This is a genomic window from Caloramator quimbayensis (assembly GCF_900167605.1).
Lineage (GTDB): Bacteria > Bacillota > Clostridia > Clostridiales > Caloramatoraceae > Caloramator_B > Caloramator_B quimbayensis.
The window spans coordinates 149,122-170,898 of record NZ_FUYH01000002.1 but is presented as its reverse complement, the minus strand read 5'-3'; the positions used below and the strand labels follow the sequence as shown (position 1 = coordinate 170,898).

Genomic DNA, 21,777 nt, shown 5'->3' with positions numbered 1-21,777 from the left:
ATTACCTAAAACTATTTATTCAATTTATCCTTTATAGTTTTAAGCATATCCTCTGTTTCATAGTAAAGCTGCCATGCTGCTAATCCCTTCAAATTATATTTATTTAATAAATCAATTCTCCATGATAGAGTATCTTTATTTTCAACCCATGCAGTATGTTTCAAATTATCCTTATAATACTCAGCAATATATTGTTTTACTGATTCATCATAGTAAGCTGTTCCATTGTTTTCACTCATTCTATCATTTAAAGTCTGAAGTTTTAATGATTCGTAGCCTACAACAAATCTTTTGATAGTATTTGCTTTAACTAAGGTACCTGATTCTAAAGGTATATAATATATATTCTCTCCTTTTTCATCGCTAACCTTGTAAAAATTTTCTGTTGAAGAAATATATTTAAAAGTTCCATATTTAATATCTTTATTCTTTGCTTCATCACTTAAAACCTCTGATGTATAAATATCTCCCTTTTTGAGGAGTACTACTGAATCATAGGGTAAGTTTACATCTATCACTGCATAATCATAGGTATAAAATGGAACTCCAAGTATAAGCTTATCCTTAGGCACTCCAAAATTTAAAGTGTCAGAAATGGCTTTTTCAGTCCAATTATATGAAGCTACAGAACCAGCCTCCTTAAAGGAACCCCCATGTTCCCCATAGGCCATAAGTATCATGTAGTTACAATATTTTGAAAGCTCTGCCCTATTATAAAAATTATAGGAAGATACCTCAGGCTTTGTAATATCAATAGATACTAATAGATTGCTGTATTTTGCACTATTATAAAATTTTGAAACAAATTTAGTAAATCCATCTTTATTAGATAGTCCAAGCCCCTCAAAATCTATATTTATTCCATCTATATTATAATCTTTAGCATATTTTATAATATTATCTATTATATTGCTGCTTAAAGTATCATCTGAAAAAATCCGGCTTGCCCTTTCAGGACTGCTCTCAAAAAAGGTTGCCCAAACCTGATACCCATTTTTATGAGCTGTCTTTACAAAATCACTATCACCTTTATCAACTATATCCACAGTATCATCTTTATATGACATTTCAAACCATGTGGGGCAAAGAACATCAAGTCCCGTATCTGTGCTTTTTCTATTAACATAGTCCTTTTCATCATCCATAAATCTTTGATTATACTGCTTTCCATTTACATATATAAATCCAAGAGTTATATTGTCTTTATAGTTTAATCCTTTAAGTATTTGGGCATTTTGTTTAGGGATATATCTTAATTTACCATAATAATCTATTTTATAATAACCTCCTGTATCCCCAGTAACTTTATATTTTTTCCCCTCAACAGCATATCTTTCATCTAAATCTCCATCAGGGGATAGTAAAAGCGGCATATCCTCTTTCACAGATACATAAACATCTAATTTTGGAGGGATATATTTTTTTACATAGCTTGAATAAATGTATCCCTTTGGTGTTTTTAAGTATTTACCTGATGCTCCTATTATGTCAACTATCTGGCCTTTACTAAGGCTTCCTGTAATTTTTCCCTTTGAAGAGGGGGTTTTTCTTATATATAATTTTTGTGCTATGACTATAGCCTTATAACTTTGAAATTTAGCTGCAGCAAAGGCTTCAATATTTATTTGAAATAAAAAAATAAAAGTTAAAGCTATGATTAATGAAGATTTTAACCTTTTCAATTTTCCATCCTCCCAAAATTTATAATTCAACTATATTTTACACTAATAAGTATAATACTTCCAGTTTATTTTTAAACTCATATTTGGCTCAATCTTTTTTGCATTTAATATTCATAAACAAACCATAGATAAAGGTAAAAACGCATAAAAAATATAGTTTATTTTATTTTTAAGAATTCAGGTGAACATGACTCTTAAACTAAAATTTAATATTTTATGATATTTATCAGACTCCGGTTATGTTGTATAATATCAATATAAACTTTTGAAAGGGCGGTACATATGGAAGAATTATTAAAGCAGCTAATCGTAGAAGTAAAGGGAATGAGTACAAGGCTTGATAAGATTGAATCAAGGCTTGACAGGATGGATGGCAGGCTCGATAAGGTTGAATCAAGACTTGACAGGATGGAAGGAAGGCTCGATAAAGTTGAATCAAGGCTTGACAGGATGGATGGTAGGCTCGATAAAGTTGAGTCAAGGCTTGATAGGATGGAAACAGACATTAAAGTCTTGAAAGAAGACCAAAAATTGATGAAATCACAGCTTGATGAAAACACAAGTATACTTAAGGCATTAGAGCATAAAGCAGAAATAAATAAAGCTGAACACGACAACTTTACCCTTCAGCTTGCAAGAATCGAAGGTTCTGTTAATGAAATTAAAAATGAAGTTGTAAAGGGTCAGGAAGCCTATAATTTTATGCAGGGAATTAAAAATATTTTAGTTAAGTAAGGCTTTAAGGCCTTTTTGTTTTGTCAATAAATCATATCATTTCATATAAATTCATCATTTTAGATACAAACAAATATTTAAATGTTGCATAGTTAATATACACCTCAAAAGCAATTTAAATTTTCTTTCTCCTAATAAATAATTAATACTAAATTATTTTCACATCATTTTAATATTTTTTAATATCATATTTTTTAAATTTCATAAAAATATTCTTCAAAAAATACTTGTAACACATTCCTCCTTTCGTAAATATTCTAAATTATTAGGGGGTGGTGTTTTTGAACATACTAAGCAAATTTTCACCAGTAATTTTAGCGCTGTTTGCAACTTTATTTACTTACTCTGTAACAGCTCTTGGGGCATCTTTAGTCTTCTTTTTTAAAGATGTAAATAAAAAAATATTAAATTCAATGCTTGGCTTTTCAGCAGGTGTTATGATAGCTGCAAGTTTTTGGTCCCTATTATCCCCTGCTATTGAAATGTGCAAAGGCAGCAATGAAAGCCCCGTAATTCCAACAGCCTTAGGATTTTTGCTTGGGGGGCTTTTTATATACTTTACAGATATTTCAGTGAATAAAATAACAGTGTTTAGAGAGAAGGAAGAAAATAATAAGGCTTGGAAGAGGATGTTTCTTTTAATACTTGCAATAACCCTTCATAACATCCCTGAGGGACTTGCAGTTGGAGTTGCCTTTGGTGCTTTAAAATTTCAAAACAGCCAATCCATATTAGTAGCCGCGATTGCTCTTGCAGTAGGAATTGGCATACAAAACTTTCCAGAGGGAGCTGCAGTTTCCCTTCCCTTAAGGCGTGAAGGAAGTTCACGATTTAAAAGCTTTATGTACGGTCAGGCTTCAGCAATAGTTGAGCCTATCGCCGGAGTTATAGGAGCTTACCTTGTTACTTTTATAAAAGCAATCCTTCCCTATGCTCTATCCTTTGCAGCTGGTGCAATGATATATGTAAGCGCAAAGGAGCTTATACCCGAATCCCAGTCAGAAGGCAATGAGGGAATTATAAGCATTGTAACTTTAATAGGATTTGCAGTAATGATGGTTTTAGATGTGGCCTTAGGATGATTGTTTTTATATTAAACAAAATAAGTAACAGTGCATGACTAAAAAATAGCCACAACGACAGAATGAAACATACGCAGCAATTTTATATAATAGAAATGGCAGGATAAAAGTCGAGGAACGGTTTGGTGGTAACACCCCGTTTTTAACATGACTTTAGTTGTCTTCGAGCACAACGAATTGCTTTTTAAAAAGCGTACACTAAACTTTTTACTTTCAGACAACTTCTCCTGCCAATTAATATTATATAGGAGTTTGTTTAATAATGAAAGCTATATTAAATATTTGTTGTGGGTTAGATATTCATAAAGAAAGTATTGTAGCTTGTATACTAAAGGGTATGCCTGATGAAGATGTCACAGTAATAAGATAAAGTTTTTCTACAATGCGAGGGGACATATATAAACTGAGGGATTGGTTGATTGAAAACGATTGTAAACATGTGGCGATGGAAAGTACGGGTGTCTATTGGAAGCCTATTTATGATATACTTGAAGAACTTGACGATATTACAATATATGTGGTTAATGCACAGCACATGAGAAATATTCCTGGGAGAAAAACTGATATTAAAGATGCTGAGTGGATTGCAGAGTTATTTCGTTATGGGCTTTTAGAGAATAGCTTTATTCCTTCTAAAGAAGTTCGTGAGTTAAGTGAATATGTTAGATATTACAAAAAGCTTAATGAAGATAAAGCCCATCAAATTACCCGAATTGAAAAATTTCTGCAAACCCATGGATTTAAATTGTCTTCTGTTATAACTGATATTGTTGGTCTTTCTGGGAAAAAGATTTTAAATAGGCTTGCTGATAAAGGTTCTATAACTTTCCTTGAGGTTTCAGCACTTATAAGTAAAAGGATTAAGAAATCACCTGAGGAGATTTCCTATGCATTAAACGGTAGTCTTTCTATAAACGAAAGAAAGTTACTCAAGAAGATGCTAACTTTTCTTGATACACTTGAAAGAGAATTAGAAGAGCTCAAAGAACTAATTTTTGAAGTTGCTGAACCATTTAAAGAATCTATAGAACTTTTATCCACTATTCCTGGACTTGATATACTTTCATCCTTATATGTATTGGGAGAAATCGGAGATAATATGGACTCTTTTCCTTCAGCTGCTCATATATCATCATGGGCAGGGCTTTCTCCAAGGAATAATGAGAGTGCAGGCAAGAAAAAATCTCAAAAGATAATGCCAGGAAATAGCTATATAAAATCAATTCTCTGTCAATGTGCATGGGCTGCAACAAGAACCCGAAATACCCGCATCGCCAGATGGTTTTGGTCTCATCAAGGAAAGATAGGACAAAAGAAATCAGTTATTGCTGTAGCAAGAAAATTATTAGTTTATATATATTATATACTTAAAACCAAATCCCCTTATGATTCTGCCCTTGATTGCGTAGCAAAAAATTCAGGATAATATTAATTGGGTAGAAAATGGTTTGTTCAACAATTCAATAGGAAAAATAGGCGTCAAAAAACATATTGTTTTGATGCCTATTTCTCATGCCTTTAAAAATATCTATATTAAATTTTTTTGGATATTTGTTTCACACTAACAGTCCCCAAGCCTGTCCTTAAATTCCACAGGAGGACGGTTACTTATTTTATGTATTTTAATTCACGTTTCTCTATTCAAAGCTTTACCTCTATCAATATTTGGTTTATTTCTAAATAGGCATACTTAACATAATTAATAATTATTACTACCAAACCAATAGCTGAGTTTTACCGTTGAGCTGACGCCCATACCGGACATACACTTAAAGCACTTCCGCCTAAAAAATAAGACTGAAGTGCTTTTCATTAACATTATTTACTATAATCGTATATTATAACTCCCTTAACTACCCTGTTTACATATCCTTCTGGATTAGGATTATCAGGAGTTATTCTAAGGTTTAATGATTTAAACATCCCTAACATCTGCGCATAAATAATATACAAAGGAACTAAAAAGGCTTCATCTATTTTATTAAAGTCCTTTTTAAGGCTGAAAATATAGTCTGCACCGCTAACATTCATTTCCTCAGGTAAAAATACCATTATTTTCCTATCTCCAGGCTCATTTGCAATCTCATTCAGTAAATCCAAATCATATCTTTGTGTATATTCATGGTTTGAAATAAACATACCTAATAATGTTGAATTGTTAATAACTGACTTTGGTCCGTGTCTAAAACCTAAAGGTGTATTTGAGTTTGTATTTACAACTCCATGAGTAAGCTCTAAAGATTTTAATGCTGATTCCATAGCACATCCTTTTAGCCCTCCGCTTCCAAGATATATAAGTCTATCATACTCATTTCTTGATATTTTTTCTATAATTTCCGCATCTTCGCTTATTATTCTTTCTGCTTCACTTGAAAGAACATCAAACAATTCTTTCTTGTTTTCAATCTCATTAATAAACGGAAGCATTAAATCAGTCAAAAGCATACTTGTAAAGCTGCTTGTCATTGCAAATCCATCATCATTTGATTCTTCAGGCATAAAAATATTTAAACAGTTTTGCTTTTCCATTGTATTTTTTGCCATGCTGCCATTTTTGTTACACGTAATATTTAAAAAATAAACCTCATCTATTATTTTTTCAGCAAGTTCAATCGTTGCTAAACTTTCTGGGCTGTCACCAGATCTTCCATGAGATACTAAAAGAGTTGGCTTTTCTTTAAAAAAGAAATTATCAGGTGAAGCAACAATATCAGTTGTATCAATTGCTTCTATATCTAACTTTAAATTTCTTCTTAAATATCCTTCACTGCAATTCCCAACGAATGCAGAAGTACCAGCACCTGTTATTATAATCCTTATTCCCTCTCTATTAAGAATTGGAGTTAAAAAATTGCTTATCTCTAATTTTTGATTTAAAAGAATATTATAAAGTTCTCTCCACACACGTGGCTGCTGTTCTATTTCTTTTGCTGTCGAATATGCCTTTTTATTCTTTAATTCTTCCACATTATATCCAAGTAACATATTTATTCCTCCTATATATTAACATTTTTTATGCTCTATCATAACACCCGAAAAGTTTAATTTTTTCTTTTACTACTTCTTCAACACTCTTTTCACCATTTAAAAGATACTTTCTTGGATCGCTTTCATCTGGATTTTGTTTAAATACTTCTTTTATTGAATTTGCAAAAGGAATCTTTAATTCAGTTGCAATATTTATTTTATTTATACCTAAGTTTATGGCCTTCTTAACCAAATCATCAGGAACGCCGGATGCTCCATGCAGTACTAATGGAATATCTATTAATCTCCTTATTTCTTTTAACCTTTCAAAATCAAGTCTTACTTCTCCTTTATATAGTCCATGGGCTGTACCAATTGCTATTGCCAAGGAATCAATTCCTGTTCTTTTAACAAAATCTACTGCTGTATCAGGATCAGTATATGATTTTTTATCATCATTTAAGTATAAATCATCTTCAACCCCTGCTATGCTTCCAAGCTCTGCCTCTACACTAACTCCGACAGCATGTGCAATTTCGACTACTTTTCTTGTAGTATCAACATTTTTTTCATAGTCCAACATTGAAGCATCAATCATAACCGAAGTATATCCAGCTCTAATACACTTTACAACAAGTTCAAAAGAATTTCCATGATCTAAATGAAGCGCAATAGGTATATTATATTTTTCAGACGCAGTCCTTGCAATCGAAGCAATATAATCTTCTCCAGCATGCTTTATAGTACCTGGAGTTGTTTGTAAAATGACCGGTGAATTCATTTCGGAGGCAGATTTTACAACCGCTTTTAAAGTTTCTAAATTATGAATATTAAACGCGCCAACAGCATATCCATTAATTTTCGCTTGGTTAAGCATTTTATTTGTATTTACTAATGCCATTTATTTAACCTCCAATTACATAATCTAATATTTCAAAGGGCTTATTACATATTTTAAAATTAATGCATTCAAAATTGCTTTTTCTATCTATTTCTCCCCAATTTGCTAATATAAAATCTACATCTCCATTATTAGCGCATCCATAGTCGTAAATCGTATCCCCAATAAAAACTGCATCTTTTGAATTTATATTAAACTCTTTTATTGCTTTCAATATTTGATCAGGATATGGTTTAGGCTTAAGGCTGTTATTATAAGTAACAACAACATCAAAATGATGAATAATTTTCCTTAGTACCGTATCCACTTCTACCTCAAAATCATATCTTGAAGTTACAATCCCAAGTTTTATGCCTTTACTTTTCAGGATATCAAGAAGTTCTTCAATTTGAGGATATAGCTTCGTTTTATATGATAATTTTTGAATAAGCTCTCCCCAAACTTTAAGAGTATAATCAATATTTTTAACATTAAGCTTTTCCAAAGCACATCTGCCTGGTATACCCATAGCAAAATATAATTCTTCTTTACAATATTCTATATTGTAAAGGTTTTTCATAGTTAACCTTAATGCTTCAATAGTTGCTTCTTCTGTATCTATTAACGTCCCATCAACATCAAAGAGTACACATTCTTTTTTATACACCAAACCACCACCTATTAAATATAATCAATAAAAGCAGAGCCAACTATAAATAAAATCAACTCTGCTTTTATGATTTTTAGATTAAATTCCCTCCTCTGTTTCCTTCACAGTTAAGGTTTGTCCATTAGAAACCTTTTTAAACTTCATAACAGAATTTTTGCTAATATTTACTATGTGTTCAGCCAATTCAGAAATAGTAAGCATATCTTTTTGGAAGTGAACTTCTAATAAAGAACTAATGTTACATCCTGCTGTGACTTCGAAATTATCGTTATAATTTGAAATCTCCGCTGCAACTTTAAAGGGTGTTCCTCCAGCTATATCACATACAAATAATACTTGTAAATTACTATTTTCATCTAATATTTTCTTTATTTTGTCTTTTAAAGTTATATCAGAATCTTCAACAGTAAAATCAACAGCATATAAATCATTATTTAACCCAGCTATTAAGTTTACTGAACTTTTTAGCCCTGTTGCAAAATTTCCATGTCCAGTTAGTATGATTATTTTCCTCATATTATAGAATACCAATAAATGATAATAATATTGCTAAAATAAATGTCATAAATATTAAAACTACAGGGCTTACTTTTTTCTTTTTCAATAAATAGAACATAAGAAGAGTATATCCAAGAGGTAAAATATTAGGGAAAATCTTATCAAAGAAATCTTTCTGCAGTGATACTGCATGGTCAGCATTTATTGCTATAGTGCTTAAAACATTAATGTGTACATATGATGCAATCAATCCTCCAATAACTGTTATACCTAATATTGACGCAGCTTTTGATATCATTTGGGAGTTAGTTTTAATTATATCTATAGCTTTCGTTCCTAAATTGTAGCCAAGGTGAGTCCATACAATACGGAGTAAAAATATAGTTAAGTAAACAGTAAAGAATAATATTGGTCCTAAAGCATTTCCCTGCATAGCAAAGGATGAGCTTATTCCTGCAACTATTGGTAAAATAGTAAACCAGAATATTGCATCGCCTATACCCGCTAAAGGTCCAAATAAAGCTACCTTTAAGCCTTTAATTATTCCTCTGTCTTCATGGCTTTCCTCTAACGATAAAAGTAGTCCCATCAAAAATCCAACAAAATTAGGATGAGTATTTATAAATTCCAAATTATCAGTCATAGCTTCTGATAATCCTTTTTTATCATCCTTATATATTTTCTTTAAAAATGGCAGTTGTGCTGCAGTGAAGCCTCCCGCCTGCATTCTCTCATAATTAAAGCTTGCCTGTAAAAATGATGACAAAAAACCTAACCTTGTAATATCTTTTTTAGTTAAAACTTTATTAGATCCCTTCACTGTAATCATCTCCTTTCACAATTGCTGATTCGCCTTTTAATAGTTTATCTTTAGAATTGAAATACTCATAAATAGCTAATGCTGCTCCAATAACAGCAACTGGAAGTAAATTTGAAAATGGGATAAATGATGCAACAAAGAATCCTACCATTAAATATGGTACATACTGAGCTTTCATCATAACCTTTAGAAGCATTCCAAAACCTACTGCTGGTAAAATTCCTCCTGCTATTTCGAATCCATGTGCAAGCCATGCTGGCATTGCTGCAACTAATGCTTTCATCAAATCTTGTGCAACAAAAACACATAAAAATACAACTATACCATAGGTTATTGCTACAATAGATGTTGTTAAAATATTTAATTTTACTAAAGACTTTGTATCAGCTTCCTCTGCATATTTGTCAGCCTTTGCCATAAAGAAAGAAAAGCTTGAATAATAGAATAAAATTATATACTGCATTAAAAAGCTGAAAGGTAATGCTAATCCTATTGCTGTTTTAGGATCTGTTCCTGTTGTAAATGCTATAACCGTTGTCATAAGTCCTGCTAATATTGGGTTTGGAGGCTGTGTTCCTCCGGCTGGAGTTAATCCCGCAAATGCTAATTCAGTTAATCCTCCCGCAATCAGACCTGTTTGCAAATCTCCAAGAATAAGTCCTGATAAAGTACCTACTATTATAGGTCTGAATAAAAATAGTGCCTCAAGCCAAAAGTCGACACCAACTATAATTGCCAAAAGGGCTAATAGTAAACCCTGGGTTAAAGTAACACTATGCATGACATCTTTCCTCCTTATTGAATAAATTCTTTTTTATCATCAGGAGTGTCTTGTATAAAAACATTCACTCCTTTTTTACTTATGTAGTACAAATCATCTAAATCTTTATCATCAACATAAACCTTCTTGCTAATCTGTCGTTTTCCATGGGAAAAGTGCATGTTCCCTACATTTACTTCTTTAATCGGTACCCCACCATCAATTAGTTTTCTAATTATTTCTGGTGTCTTACATACAATAAATATCTTTTGAGATGGTGCAGCTTTGTGAATTACATTGATTGTATGATCCACAGTAAAAAATCTGATTCCTACACCAGATGATTCAGCTGTAACAGACATGAGCTGCTGCTGCAATGGATCCTTTGAAACATCATCATCAACTACTACGATTAGATTTGCACCAATTGATGTGGTCCATATAACGCCAACTTGTCCATGAACCAGCCTATTATCAATACGTGCTAATAAAATATTTGGCTGAGCCATTTTTAAAACCTCCTCGTCATTAAATTCACCTATTAATAAAGCAAAAAACATGCCAAGCAGTGTAACACTGCAAAGCATGTTTTTACAGGCTGTTTTTATATAAAGTGTATTTATTTTTTTGACACTATATAAAAATCTATATATAATTACAATACTGTCAATGACACTATTTTTTATTTTATAATTCCAAAGGAATATCCTATAATACCTAATATCATTAAACCTATTATACATAAAACTGGAGGAACTTTTTTTCTTAACAGATAGTATATTAAAAATGTAAAACATAAAGGAAGAATGTTGGGCATTATAGCATCAAGCTGCTGCTGAACAGTTACAGTTATTAATTTGCCATTAGATTTATAAGAGTATAATCTAATTGGTACATTAATTACTGTCCATTTTGCAACAAGGCCTCCCATAACTGTATATGCAAGTACCGTTACTGTTTTCATAATTTTGGGCATTATGTCCTTTATTGAAGTCATCATATTAACTCCTTGATTATAGGATATAATCAAACCATAATACCTCATTATTAATCTAATAATATTAATAATTACAAAAAATATTATTGGCCCTGCTATATTTCCCCCAAGGGCTATACCCGCCCCTATTGCTGCAGTCATCGGTCTTAATATCCCCCAGAATACAGGATCTCCCAAGCCTGCTAAAGGGCCCATAAGAGCTACTTTAATACCGGTTATCATTTCATTATCAATCTTTTCATCATTTGCCATTGCTTCTTCCATAGCTGCATTTACTCCTAATACTACAGGTACTGTAAATTGGTGTGTATTAAAGTATTCCATATGCCTTTTTAGGGCTTTTGATAAGTCTTCTTTTGTTTTATATAATTTTTTTAAAACAGGTATCAAACTGTAGCAATAACATAAATTCTGCATTCTCTCATAATTCCACGAAAGCTGATAAAATTGCATTCTCCAGAATACTTTCATAAAGTCTTTACGATTCAGCTTAATTGATTCTTTTTTTTCATTCAGTTCATTCTCAACATTAACAGCATCACTATTTAAATCAGCTGTCTTTGCTCTTCTGCTTCTTCCCGTACTTCTATTATCATCTTTAATAAAGTAAAAATAATATATTGCTGCTAAACTTCCTCCTAATATCGCTAAACCAACAAGAGTTATATTTGAAAACGTTGTTGCCAAAAAACCAATAAAGAAAAATGGCAGTAACTCTTTTATATTTAAAAGCTGCATAATCATTGCATATCCAACAACCACTAAAAAACCCGAAGCAACCTGTAACCCTGAAGTAATAGGCTTAGGTATTTTATTAAGCATTATCTGAACATAGGATACATTTGCAAAATATGCGACCATCAGAGAAGGAACCGCTACCCTTAAAGCACTTGGAATTCCTGTTAGAAAATGCATTGCAGTTATTCCAGCTGTATTACCCCTTTCTGCAAATTTATCTGCCCAATGCATTATTATTACATCTATTGTACTCTTTTGTACTATTTGAAGTATCTGCCCAGCAACTGCTACTGGAATAGCAATGCTTATCGATATACCAATATTCTGCTTACCAATAATAGTTAATATAGCTGCAATAGTCCCCGCAAGAGCAGGATCTGGAGGAACCGATGCCCCTATTGTCATCCACCCTAATGCGACTAATTCCATTGAAGCTCCAGCCATTACACCAGATTTAATATCACCTAAGGCAAGTCCAACTAATGTGCTGGCAATCAGCGGCCTGTGTGTTTGATATTCTTCTGTTGCAGCTCCTATTCCAGATATTGATGTTACAACAAACAACAATATAAACTTTGTTATTGTCAATCATCATTCCTCCTTTAACTGCAATAGAGTTAAAACATTTATACTTTTATCTGTCGGGAGCATTCTAACATCTAAAACAATATTTTTTTCAGCAATTTTTTTAAAAGCCTCTATTTCGCTTTCACTTACATAAATAGCTGTGCTGATGCGCCTTTTACCATCTTTATATGGCAGTCCTCCTATATTTACTTTCTCAAAATGGCCTCCTTTCTCTAAAAACTCTAATATTTCAAAGGGATTGCTGAAAAGAATCATTAATTCTTCATATTCGCTTTCTTCTTCATATATTTCAACAGCTTCATCAACATCACAAAATAATATATTTATTCCTTCAGGCACTGCCATTTCTATAAACGTTTTTCGTATTTCATCTCTTACCACATTTTTATCTACTACCATAATTTCAGTTATACCTTCGCTTGAGCACCAGTTGTTTACTATTTGTCCATGTACCAATCTTTCATCAAGTCTTACTACTTTTAGCATATTTACCTCCACAAAACTATTTGTTTATTTTCTCTGATAATTTTTCTTTAACATCAACGATTCCATTTTTACCTGCACGTTTTGCAGCTTTAGATATTAAACCCAAAGGTTCATTTCTTCTTGATATAATGTCAAGAAGCATCGGCATATTAAATCCAGTAATAACATTTACTTTTTCATCTATCTCTAATGAGCTTACATTATATGGGCTTCCTCCTAATATATCTACGAGAATTAAAGTATATTCTGTTTTAAGTCTATCTTTTGCTGAATTTATTTTCTCTTTTAAATCTTCTGTGCTCTCTCCTGTTTTAAAATTTATCGTCTCAATTTTTTCCTGCTCGCCATGTAGCATTTTTATGGATTCATATAATGCCTCAGCATAATTGCCGTGAGATACTATAATTATTCCTACCATTTTTTATTTTTCTACCTCCCAATAGATTCTAAAATTTATCATACAGCTAAGTCTTTTACTTTTGAATATATAATGTCATATATAAATCCTATCTCTGATGTAGGTATCTCTACTTTATAAATATCTTCAATTGCTTTTAATGAAGATTTTGCATATCTTATAAATTTTCCATGACATTCCTCAAATTTTTTTAAATTATTATAAGATGTTATCGGGTCCTTCATTATCAATCTCTCTATAAGACAGCTTATGTGTATATAAAGCCCTATCTTTAAGTCGTTTGAAAATTTAAAGTTAAGGCTAAGTTCCAAATTAGAAATTGCCTTCTCAACCTGTTCAATTATTTTATCTGGGTTGATTATAGTTAAATATCCAAGAACATTTTGAAGTGAAAAAAGCTTTATTATTTCCTGGTTAACTTGCTCTATAGTTTTATTATTTGTTAAATCCTTTAAAACTTTATTTAAAACCGAATCCCCTCGCCCTTCTATTAATTCTTCTAAAGATATATAAGGAATTTTTTCTATTTCTGGATCGGATGTTCCAATTATAAGCTTAACATTATAATTTTTAAAAATTTCATCCTTCATACCGTTGCCTTTAAGCCTATCATAATCATATGCAATAATTTCAATATTATCATTTGCAAGGCATTGCTGCAAAAGATTTTTAATGTTTACTGCAGTTCCTATACCTGTAATACATGTAGTTATAATGCAGTTCTTTTTCTTTTTATTTGACTTTATAAATTTAAAACTGCTGTTATTCTTCTTAACAGACTCAACAACTATCTGTTCTAATGGTTGTCCATTGATAATTCTGTTTCCTACGTCTAAGGCCAACTGTGTTGTTATATTATTTATAATAGCTACATCCCCATCAACTAAATTAGGTAAAGTTTTATATATAGCTTCAAGAGATCCCATATCAACCAAAATAATAATTCCATTTGAAGTATCTATATTTTTAAGATAGCTTTCTATTTTTAATATAATTTCCTGCGATGACATATCAATAGGCATATCAAAGGCTTCAAATATAAATTGCCCAAGCAGTCTATTTGCAACACTTGCTATACTGCTTGCAGTTGAATAGCCATGTGCAATAATAATTGAATTTATTGTTTTAAAATTATCACTCTTGTTCATGCTTTTTATGTATAATGTAAAATATATTAAAGCTATTTTATCTAACTTTGTATCAAGATTTTTCTCAATAAGCTCTATTATTTTGCTTGCAATAGTAAACTCTTTAAAAAACAGATTTTTTAAAACTTCTATTGTATTTTCAATGTCAGCGCAGCTATATTTATAGTTTGTATTAATTCCTTCAAGCAATTTATTTGTAAAATGCGTAAAAATAATCGCTGTATTGCCATAATATTTTATTCCATAGTTATTCTCTATGATGCTTAAAATATTTTCTATTACATTTTTTATCCCGTTATAAACTATTGAATCCGTAAATTTATCGTTATTTTTAAATATTACTATATCTGAAAACCTATTTAATAATATAAAAGAATTCTTTTTTAAAACATCAATATTTATATCTCCATTAGAATAGCTTTCAAATAAGTTTATAAATTCTTCTGTTATTTCATTTATTATTTTGTCATCTTCTATTCCCCATTCGAAATGCTCATCAATTTTATTTCGTGAAATAAGCATTCCATTAAAATTAAAACTGCCGCTATTTAATATTTCACCTGCATCATACTTTATTTCCTGAGGCAAATCGTTCAAATGAATATTTAATATTTTAGACTTATTATCTGATAGCTGACAATATGCCTGAGCACAGCTGTATTTTATAACATTTATCATCTTTCCGATATTTCCAGATACCTTAGTCTTTAAAAGCACATTTAAAACTTGATTGCTTATTAAAATATCCATTCCTAAATTTCTTGATTCTTCTTTGTAGAAAGCATAAATCATCTGCAATCTTTCATATAATGGTCTTTCATTTAACGATGGAATATTTATTACCAATGGTATTCTTCTTAAAAATGTTTTTATAAGGCTTTTTTCCGGTTCTTCAGTTGTAGCAAATATAAATCTAACCCTCGATGTTCTCCATTTGCTCGTTTCTCCAAGCCTTCTAAAAACTCCTTTATCTAAAAACAAAAAAAGCTTCTCCTGTCCTTCTGGAGGCAACCTGTGAACTTCATCTAAGAATAAATATCCTCCGTCTGCTTCCTCGAGCAAACCCATTTTGTCCCTATCTGCACCAGTAAATGCTCCTTTTACGTATCCAAAAATATTTGCCGCCAAAAGCTCAGCATTATTTGCGTACTCAGAACAGTTGAAAATCACATAAGGAGCATTATTATCAATTGCATTAATAGATTTTGCATATTCATAAATAAGCTGAGCCATAAAACTCTTTCCAACACCTGTATTGCCAATCAATAATGCAGGCAATCCATTTGGAGGATATGAGGCAGCCGATTTACAAAGTTTTACCTGAGTCTTAAGGCTTCCGCTGTAGCCTATAAGTTTTGCAAAAGTATCTTCATTTGAATATCTAATTGAAGACTCTTTGTTGTTTCTGATTTCTTCTGATTCTATTATTTGTTTTTCATAAAATTCTTTATCTATAAAATAAACAGGTCTTGTATTTATTTTAATTATTTTGCCTTCTTTATAAAGTTCATTTAAGAGATGACTTACTGCATTTCTTTTAATATTTAATTTTTCACCAATTTCTTCTGCAGTTAGACCTTTTTTTTGTTTAATTCTTATATCTTTCGATAATTCTTTTAATGTATTATATACTTTTTCTTTATTTTTCAAGGATATCATCTCCTTTAATAGAGCTTAAAACTTATTTGCCTTAAGATTGAATAAATTCTACATAAAAGTATACCATAATATGCTGAGGATTTTTAGATACAATGTATTATTGAAACAAACAAAATCATCAAGCTCATGTGTAATTACTAATGACAAAAACAGGCTGTGAACCTGCACAGCCTGTTTTGTATTATTATAACTGTTTTAAAAGGTTTGCCATCTCTATCGCAGCCATTGCTGCGTCATAGCCCTTGTTTCCTGCCTTTGTTCCTGCCCTTTCTATGGCCTGCTCTATTGTATCAGTTGTTAGAACCCCAAATATTATGGGCACTCCAAGCTCTAAGGAGGCATTTGCAATTCCCTTTGAAACTTCGCTTGAAACATAGTCAAAATGAGGTGTTGCTCCCCTTATTACTGCCCCAAGGCATATTACGCTGTCGTACTTTTTAGATTGCGCAATTTTCTTTGCAGTAAGGGGTATTTCAAAGGCACCTGGAACATAGGCAATATCTATGTTTTTTTCATCTGCTCCGTGGCGCAAAAGTCCATCCATAGCCCCTGATAAAAGTTTTGATACTATAAACTCGTTAAACCTTCCAACTACTATTCCAAATTTAAGTCCTGCCGCTATAAGTTTTCCTTCATATGTTGCCATCCTGCTCATCCTCCATTTTCAAAATATGTCCCATCTTTTCTTTTTTAGTTTTTAAATAAAACTCATTTTTTTCATTTCTGCCTGTTTCTATTGGAACTCTTTCTACTATTTCAAGCTCATAGCCTGAAAGCCCTGAAATCTTTTTAGGGTTGTTAGTCATAAGCCTTATTTTTTTAACTCCAAGGTCTGATAATATCTGGGCACCGATGCCATAATCCCTCAAATCCGCTGGAAATCCAAGGGCAATATTAGCTTCAACAGTATCCATTCCCTTATCCTGAAGCTCGTAGGCCTTAATCTTATTTATAAGCCCAATGCCCCTTCCCTCCTGCCTCATATATAGTATTACTCCTCTTCCCTCTTCATTTATTTTCTTTGCAGAAAGTGCAAACTGCTCCCCGCAGTCGCACCTTAAAGAGCCAAAGACATCTCCAGTTAGGCATTCAGAGTGAACCCTTACTAAAACAGGCTCCCCATCATCAACCTTCCCCTTAACAAGGGCAACATGGTGCTCGTTATTTAGCTTGTTTACATAACCTATTATTGTAAAATCTCCGTATTTAGTTGGAAGATTAGCCGCAGCCTCTCTTACTACGAATTTCTCTGTTTTTCTTCTGTAGGCTATAAGGTCAGCAATAGTTATAATCTTTAAACCATGCTTTTTAGAAAACTCAATAAGCTGAGGAACCCTTGCCATTGTACCGTCATCATTCATTATCTCGCATATAACCCCTGCAGGATAAAGCCCTGCAATTTGGGCTAAGTCAACAGCAGCTTCTGTATGCCCTGCCCTTACTAATACTCCTCCTTTCCTTGCCTTCAGGGGAAATACATGCCCTGGCCTTTTAAAATCCGAAGGCTTTGAATTCTCATCAAGAACCTTCTTTATAGTGGCGGCTCTTTCATAGGCAGATATACCTGTTGTAGTATCCCTTGAGTCAATCGATACTGTAAAGGCTGTTTTATGAATATCAGTGTTATCCTGAACCATTGGAAAAATCTCAAGCTCCCTTAACCTCTCTTCTTTAATCGGCATACATATAAGTCCTCTTCCGTATTTTGCCATAAAATTTATACTCTCAGGAGTAACCTTTTCTGCCGCCATCAAAAGGTCTCCTTCGTTTTCTCTGTTCTCATCATCTACAACTATAACCATTTTCCCATTTTTTATATCTAAAAGTGCTTCTTCAATAGTATTAAACATATAATCACCTCTTTAAATCAAAAATCCATTGTCCCTTAAAAAATCCATGTCTAATCCTTTTTTAGAATTAAAATTCAGCATTTTTTCAACATATTTTGAAAGTATGTCGCACTCAATATTAACCTCATCCCCAGTCTTTTTATAAAAAAGAACTGTACTTTGAAGGGTATGGGGTATTATTGAAACTTTAAAAGTAAAATCATCAACAAATGCAACTGTAAGGCTTATGCCGTCGATTGTAACTGAACCTTTGTAAACTATATATTTTAATATTTCAAAGGGAGCTTTTATTTCAAACCATACTGCAATCTCATCCCTTTGAATGCTCTTTATAGTCCCGATTCCATCAACATGGCCGGATACTATGTGCCCCCCAAGGCGGTCTTTTAGCCTTAATGCCCTTTCAAGATTTACACTGTCATTAGGTTTTAAATTTTTAAGGTTTGTTTTAATAAAGGTCTCTGTCATTACATCTGCAGTAAAATTATTTGAGCTGTAATCTGTAACCGTAAGGCATACTCCATTTACTGCTATGCTGTCCCCAAATTTCACGTCTTCTAAAACCTTATCTGCGTTTATTATTATTTTTGCTGATTTTTCTCCCTTTATTATTTTATTTATCTTACCAATCTCCTCTACAATTCCTGTAAACAAACTATCACCTCTTTATATAGCCCTCGTAGAGTATATCTTCATCAAAACTTTTAATGCTTATGTCTTCGATTTTTACAGCATCCTTTATAAACTCAAATCCCTCTCCTTCAACAGGGGTTTTAGAGCTTTCTCCTCCTATTATTTTCGGGGCAATAAATATCATAACCTTATCAACTATTCCTTCCTTTAGAGCGGAAAAATTCAAAATTCCTCCTCCCTCTAAAAGAACGCTGTCTATATTAAGTTCCCCGAGGGATTTTATAAGATACTTAATGTCTACTCTGTTATCCTTAAGGGGGGTTTTAATTATATAAACTCCGAGGTTCTTTAGTTTTTCTATTTTATTATTATCTGCATATTCGCTGCAGGCTATTATTGTTTTGGAAACTTTAGTATCAAGAACATTAGAATTTAAAGGTATTTTAAGGTTTGTATCTACTATTATCCTCGTTAAATCCTTAATAACATTTCCTTCTTTTCTTGCTGTAAGATGGGGATTATCATTAATTACAGTCCCAATACCAGCCATTATTGCGCTTACCCTTTGTCTTACACTATGTACATAATCCCTCGATTTTTCATTTGTAATCCATTTAGAGTCCCCGCTAAAGGATGCTATCTTTCCATCGAGAGTCATTGCACTTTTTAATATTACAAAGGGAGTCTTTGTTGTAATATACTTTATAAATATCTCATTAAGTTTTTTTGCCTCATCTTCAAGAACCCCAAGTCTTACTTCTATTCCGCTTTTTATAAGCTTTTCAAGTCCCTTTCCTGCAACAAGAGGGTTAGGATCCTTCATAGCAGCAACAACCCTTTTAATTTTCTTCTCAATTATTGCATCTGCGCAGGGAGGAGTTTTTCCATAGTGGCTGCAGGGCTCTAATGTAACATAAAGGGTTGAGCCTTTAACATCATCCTTTGCATTTTTAAAGGCGTTTATCTCAGCGTGGGGCCCTCCGTAGCGCTCATGATATCCTTCCCCAATTATCTTTCCATCTTTAACAATAACAGCACCTACAAGCGGATTAGGGTTTGTATAGCCCTCACCTAATTTTGCAAGCTCTAAGGCTCTTTTCATATAAAACTCGTCCATTAAATCACCTCAAATAAAAAAGCTCTGAAGATATTATCCTCAGAGCACAAAAAATCTATACATTAACATGCACCTCCTTCTTCCATCCAGACTTTACTGTCGGCTCTGGAATTTCACCAGAATCTGCAGCATTATGCCGCTCGCGGGCTGTACCGCCGGTCGGGAATTTCACCCTGCCCTGAAGGATAAATATATAATTTTGTAGATATTATATCACTAACATATTAATAAATCAAATTTTAAATCTTTGTATCATTTCATTTAGCTTTTCAGCAGCCTCATTCTGGCTGTGAATTGATACTGCAACCTTTTCTATTGCCTTTGTTGTTTCATTAACGCTCTCCATAATCATCTGAGCCTGTTCTCCTGTCTTTTGAGAATTTGCAGCCATACTAACAGCAGCATCGGAAACCTGTCCAACTGTTGCTGTAAGCTCCTCGGACATAGCAGCGATTTCCTGTGACATTCTGCTTACAAATTCAGAATCCTCAAAGTACTGCTTTCCTGTTTGCCCATAGGCTTTAAATTGCTGCCTTACATCGCTGTTTATAAAATTTAGAATATCGCTGTTGGCTTCAATGCTTTCTTTAAAGGCTTTTTGAACATTTACAATCGTCTCCTGAATGTTTTTAACAGCTTCCGACGACTGCTCTGCAAGCTTTCTAACCTCGTCGGCAACAACTGCAAAGCCTCTTCCCATCTCTCCAGCTCTCGCAGCTTCAATTGCAGCATTAAGGGCAAGAAGGTTTGTCTGTTCTGATATGCTGCCTATTGTATCTGCCATAACCTTTATATTATCAACTACTTTACCTTTCTCTATTACTCTCTCCATATGTTTTTTCTTTTCTTCAAATATTTTTTCGTTATCCTCAATTGCTCTTTCGCTGCTTTTTTGAACTTCAAAAGCCCTTTCTTTAAACTCATTTGCGTTATTGCTTCCCTCTAAAGCTCTTTTTGAAAGCTCATTTATGCTCGCATCTACCTCTTCAATTGAAGCGTTTATCTCCTGTGTCGCTGCCGTTGACTCCTGCATAGTTCCTGCTATGCTGTTTACTGCCTCATCTATTGTAATTGATTTTATTGTTAAATCTTCAATAGCTGAGGATAAATCCTTTGATGAAATTTTTATCTGATTTGAGCTGTCCATTATCATTTTTATAAAGCCTCTAATGTTTTCCTGAGCTGTATTTAAAGACTGTGCAGTCTGCCCAAACTCATCCTTTCTCTTTATATTAATAATCTGAGAAAAATCGTAGTTTGAAATCCTTTGTGCAAAGCCTTTAATTTCTTCAAGAGGAGAGATGATGTTTTTACTTACTATGTACGCCAAAAGAAGCACTATAATAAAGGCTATTAATGATGTTATTGCTATTATATATGTAATTGTTTTAAATAATTTTATATTGTTAGCATTATCATTTTTAGCTACTTCATCGTTTATTTCTATACATCTATGTATCTTTCCCAAAATTGAATCGGTTACGGGTTTAAGTTCTGTATTATAGGCTAAGACCGCATTGTTAAAATCATTGTTCTTAGCAAAAGTCGTAACCCTGTTTACCTTATCTGTATATTTTGTAAAATCGTTTTTAAATTCCTCATATAATTTTTCTTCTTCCTGCGTTCTCTTCATAGTATCGTAGTGCTGGATTGCATTATATATTTTTGAAATAGAATCATCTATACTTTTTGACAAATCATTTATTTTACTGTTATCTTTTTCATATATAAGCTTTAAGACATCCGCTCTTATTTCATTCATGCCTCCCTGAATCTCATGCAAATCCTTAATTGACACCAAATTTGTGCTGTACATATAATCTGCAGAGGCGCTTATTTTTTTTGTGCTTATTATTCCTATTGCTCCAATTGACAATTGAAAAATAAATATTAATACAAAAATAGATGTAAGCTTCTTTCTAATGCTTAAATCTACAAAAAACTTCATGACGCTTCTTTCTTTTCTCATATTTAACTTCATATCGTCTACCCCTTTTCTCATATTTATCTATAGCTAATAAATATTATCGTAATTTCTATAAAATTCTA

At 32.4% G+C, this 21,777-nt stretch carries 20 protein-coding genes and 1 riboswitch; of the genes, 3 read left to right on the top strand and 17 right to left on the bottom strand.

Annotation, left to right across the window (positions count from 1 at the left end; all coding sequences use genetic code 11):
• Positions 1–11: 11 nt before the first annotated feature.
• Entirely contained in the window at positions 12–1,682 is a 1,671-nt protein-coding gene (locus B5D15_RS02080; protein ID WP_078695447.1) for a glycosyl hydrolase family 18 protein, read from the bottom strand.
• 282 nt (positions 1,683–1,964) lie between these two features.
• Here B5D15_RS02080 and B5D15_RS02075 point away from each other — a divergent pair, with 282 nt between their 5' ends.
• From B5D15_RS02075 to B5D15_RS02065, 3 genes are all read left to right on the top strand, one after another.
• On the top strand, positions 1,965–2,417 hold the full coding sequence (locus tag B5D15_RS02075; RefSeq protein WP_078695446.1) for a hypothetical protein: 453 nt from the start codon (positions 1,965–1,967) through the stop codon (positions 2,415–2,417).
• A 281-nt stretch (positions 2,418–2,698) separates the two neighbouring features.
• Entirely contained in the window at positions 2,699–3,499 is an 801-nt protein-coding gene (locus B5D15_RS02070; RefSeq protein ID WP_078695445.1) for a ZIP family metal transporter, read from the top strand.
• Between the two features lie 382 nt (positions 3,500–3,881).
• Entirely contained in the window at positions 3,882–4,925 is a 1,044-nt protein-coding gene (locus tag B5D15_RS02065) for an IS110 family RNA-guided transposase (RefSeq protein WP_078695444.1), read from the top strand.
• Positions 4,926–5,317: 392 nt separating this feature from the next.
• Here the strand turns inward: B5D15_RS02065 and B5D15_RS02060 are convergent, their stop codons facing one another.
• From B5D15_RS02060 to B5D15_RS01985, 16 genes are all read right to left on the bottom strand, one after another.
• The gene (locus tag B5D15_RS02060; RefSeq protein WP_078695443.1) at positions 5,318–6,484 is read right to left on the bottom strand and encodes an SIS domain-containing protein; all 1,167 of its coding nucleotides are present in this window, start codon (positions 6,482–6,484) and stop codon (positions 5,318–5,320) included.
• A gap of 28 nt (positions 6,485–6,512) precedes the next feature.
• On the bottom strand, positions 6,513–7,367 hold the full coding sequence (gene fba, locus B5D15_RS02055) for a class II fructose-1,6-bisphosphate aldolase (protein WP_078695442.1): 855 nt from the start codon (positions 7,365–7,367) through the stop codon (positions 6,513–6,515).
• Between the two features lie 4 nt (positions 7,368–7,371).
• Positions 7,372–8,013 (bottom strand): HAD family hydrolase, encoded by a 642-nt coding sequence (locus B5D15_RS02050; RefSeq protein WP_179122152.1) that lies wholly within the window; start codon positions 8,011–8,013, stop codon positions 7,372–7,374.
• Between the two features lie 81 nt (positions 8,014–8,094).
• A complete protein-coding gene (locus B5D15_RS02045; protein ID WP_078695440.1) occupies positions 8,095–8,532 on the bottom strand; it encodes a PTS sugar transporter subunit IIA in 438 nt (145 codons plus the stop codon).
• 1 nt (position 8,533) lies between these two features.
• A complete protein-coding gene (gene agaD, locus B5D15_RS02040) occupies positions 8,534–9,343 on the bottom strand; it encodes a PTS galactosamine transporter subunit IID (RefSeq protein ID WP_078695439.1) in 810 nt (269 codons plus the stop codon).
• Positions 9,321–10,115 (bottom strand): PTS galactosamine transporter subunit IIC, encoded by a 795-nt coding sequence (agaC, locus tag B5D15_RS02035; protein ID WP_078695438.1) that lies wholly within the window; start codon positions 10,113–10,115, stop codon positions 9,321–9,323. Before agaC ends, agaD begins: the two co-directional genes overlap by 23 nt.
• 14 nt (positions 10,116–10,129) lie before the next feature.
• Positions 10,130–10,603 (bottom strand): PTS galactosamine transporter subunit IIB, encoded by a 474-nt coding sequence (gene agaB / locus B5D15_RS02030; RefSeq protein ID WP_078695437.1) that lies wholly within the window; start codon positions 10,601–10,603, stop codon positions 10,130–10,132.
• 173 nt (positions 10,604–10,776) lie between these two features.
• On the bottom strand, positions 10,777–12,417 hold the full coding sequence (locus B5D15_RS02025) for a mannose/fructose/sorbose PTS transporter subunit IID (protein WP_078695436.1): 1,641 nt from the start codon (positions 12,415–12,417) through the stop codon (positions 10,777–10,779).
• Between the two features lie 3 nt (positions 12,418–12,420).
• Positions 12,421–12,903 (bottom strand): PTS sugar transporter subunit IIB, encoded by a 483-nt coding sequence (locus B5D15_RS02020; protein WP_078695435.1) that lies wholly within the window; start codon positions 12,901–12,903, stop codon positions 12,421–12,423.
• 16 nt (positions 12,904–12,919) lie between these two features.
• Entirely contained in the window at positions 12,920–13,321 is a 402-nt protein-coding gene (locus tag B5D15_RS02015; RefSeq protein WP_078695434.1) for a PTS sugar transporter subunit IIA, read from the bottom strand.
• Between the two features lie 38 nt (positions 13,322–13,359).
• Positions 13,360–16,128: a sigma-54-dependent transcriptional regulator gene (locus B5D15_RS02010; RefSeq protein WP_242948669.1), complete on the bottom strand. Its 2,769-nt coding sequence runs from the start codon at positions 16,126–16,128 to the stop codon at positions 13,360–13,362.
• A gap of 184 nt (positions 16,129–16,312) precedes the next feature.
• On the bottom strand, positions 16,313–16,774 hold the full coding sequence (gene ribH / locus B5D15_RS02005) for a 6,7-dimethyl-8-ribityllumazine synthase (RefSeq protein ID WP_078695432.1): 462 nt from the start codon (positions 16,772–16,774) through the stop codon (positions 16,313–16,315).
• On the bottom strand, positions 16,761–17,978 hold the full coding sequence (locus B5D15_RS02000; protein WP_078695431.1) for a bifunctional 3,4-dihydroxy-2-butanone-4-phosphate synthase/GTP cyclohydrolase II: 1,218 nt from the start codon (positions 17,976–17,978) through the stop codon (positions 16,761–16,763). The genes ribH and B5D15_RS02000 overlap by 14 nt, the downstream gene beginning before the upstream one ends.
• Positions 17,979–17,990: 12 nt before the next feature.
• Entirely contained in the window at positions 17,991–18,632 is a 642-nt protein-coding gene (locus B5D15_RS01995) for a riboflavin synthase (protein WP_078695430.1), read from the bottom strand.
• Positions 18,633–18,636: 4 nt separating this feature from the next.
• On the bottom strand, positions 18,637–19,728 hold the full coding sequence (ribD, locus tag B5D15_RS01990; RefSeq protein ID WP_207651441.1) for a bifunctional diaminohydroxyphosphoribosylaminopyrimidine deaminase/5-amino-6-(5-phosphoribosylamino)uracil reductase RibD: 1,092 nt from the start codon (positions 19,726–19,728) through the stop codon (positions 18,637–18,639).
• Between the two features lie 70 nt (positions 19,729–19,798).
• Positions 19,799–19,918: riboswitch (FMN riboswitch) on the bottom strand.
• A gap of 42 nt (positions 19,919–19,960) precedes the next feature.
• Positions 19,961–21,709, bottom strand: coding sequence for a methyl-accepting chemotaxis protein (locus B5D15_RS01985; protein WP_242948668.1), 1,749 nt, complete (start codon positions 21,707–21,709; stop codon positions 19,961–19,963).
• Positions 21,710–21,777 lie beyond the last annotated feature (68 nt).

Coding starts and splice junctions, on each gene's coding strand:
- ribD (WP_207651441.1), bottom strand. CDS start 19,728: ATGGACGAGTTTTATATGAAAAGAGCCTTAGAGCTTGCAAAATTAGGT.
- agaB (WP_078695437.1), bottom strand. CDS start 10,603: ATGGCTCAGCCAAATATTTTATTAGCACGTATTGATAATAGGCTGGTT.
- B5D15_RS01985 (WP_242948668.1), bottom strand. CDS start 21,709: ATGAAGTTAAATATGAGAAAAGAAAGAAGCGTCATGAAGTTTTTTGTA.
- B5D15_RS02000 (WP_078695431.1), bottom strand. CDS start 17,978: ATGTTTAATACTATTGAAGAAGCACTTTTAGATATAAAAAATGGGAAA.
- B5D15_RS02020 (WP_078695435.1), bottom strand. CDS start 12,903: ATGCTAAAAGTAGTAAGACTTGATGAAAGATTGGTACATGGACAAATA.
- B5D15_RS02075 (WP_078695446.1), top strand. CDS start 1,965: ATGGAAGAATTATTAAAGCAGCTAATCGTAGAAGTAAAGGGAATGAGT.
- agaC (WP_078695438.1), bottom strand. CDS start 10,115: ATGCATAGTGTTACTTTAACCCAGGGTTTACTATTAGCCCTTTTGGCA.
- agaD (WP_078695439.1), bottom strand. CDS start 9,343: ATGATTACAGTGAAGGGATCTAATAAAGTTTTAACTAAAAAAGATATT.
- B5D15_RS02060 (WP_078695443.1), bottom strand. CDS start 6,484: ATGTTACTTGGATATAATGTGGAAGAATTAAAGAATAAAAAGGCATAT.
- B5D15_RS02010 (WP_242948669.1), bottom strand. CDS start 16,128: ATGATATCCTTGAAAAATAAAGAAAAAGTATATAATACATTAAAAGAA.
- B5D15_RS02015 (WP_078695434.1), bottom strand. CDS start 13,321: ATGGTAGGAATAATTATAGTATCTCACGGCAATTATGCTGAGGCATTA.
- B5D15_RS02065 (WP_078695444.1), top strand. CDS start 3,882: ATGCGAGGGGACATATATAAACTGAGGGATTGGTTGATTGAAAACGAT.
- B5D15_RS02045 (WP_078695440.1), bottom strand. CDS start 8,532: ATGAGGAAAATAATCATACTAACTGGACATGGAAATTTTGCAACAGGG.
- ribH (WP_078695432.1), bottom strand. CDS start 16,774: ATGGCAACATATGAAGGAAAACTTATAGCGGCAGGACTTAAATTTGGA.
- fba (WP_078695442.1), bottom strand. CDS start 7,367: ATGGCATTAGTAAATACAAATAAAATGCTTAACCAAGCGAAAATTAAT.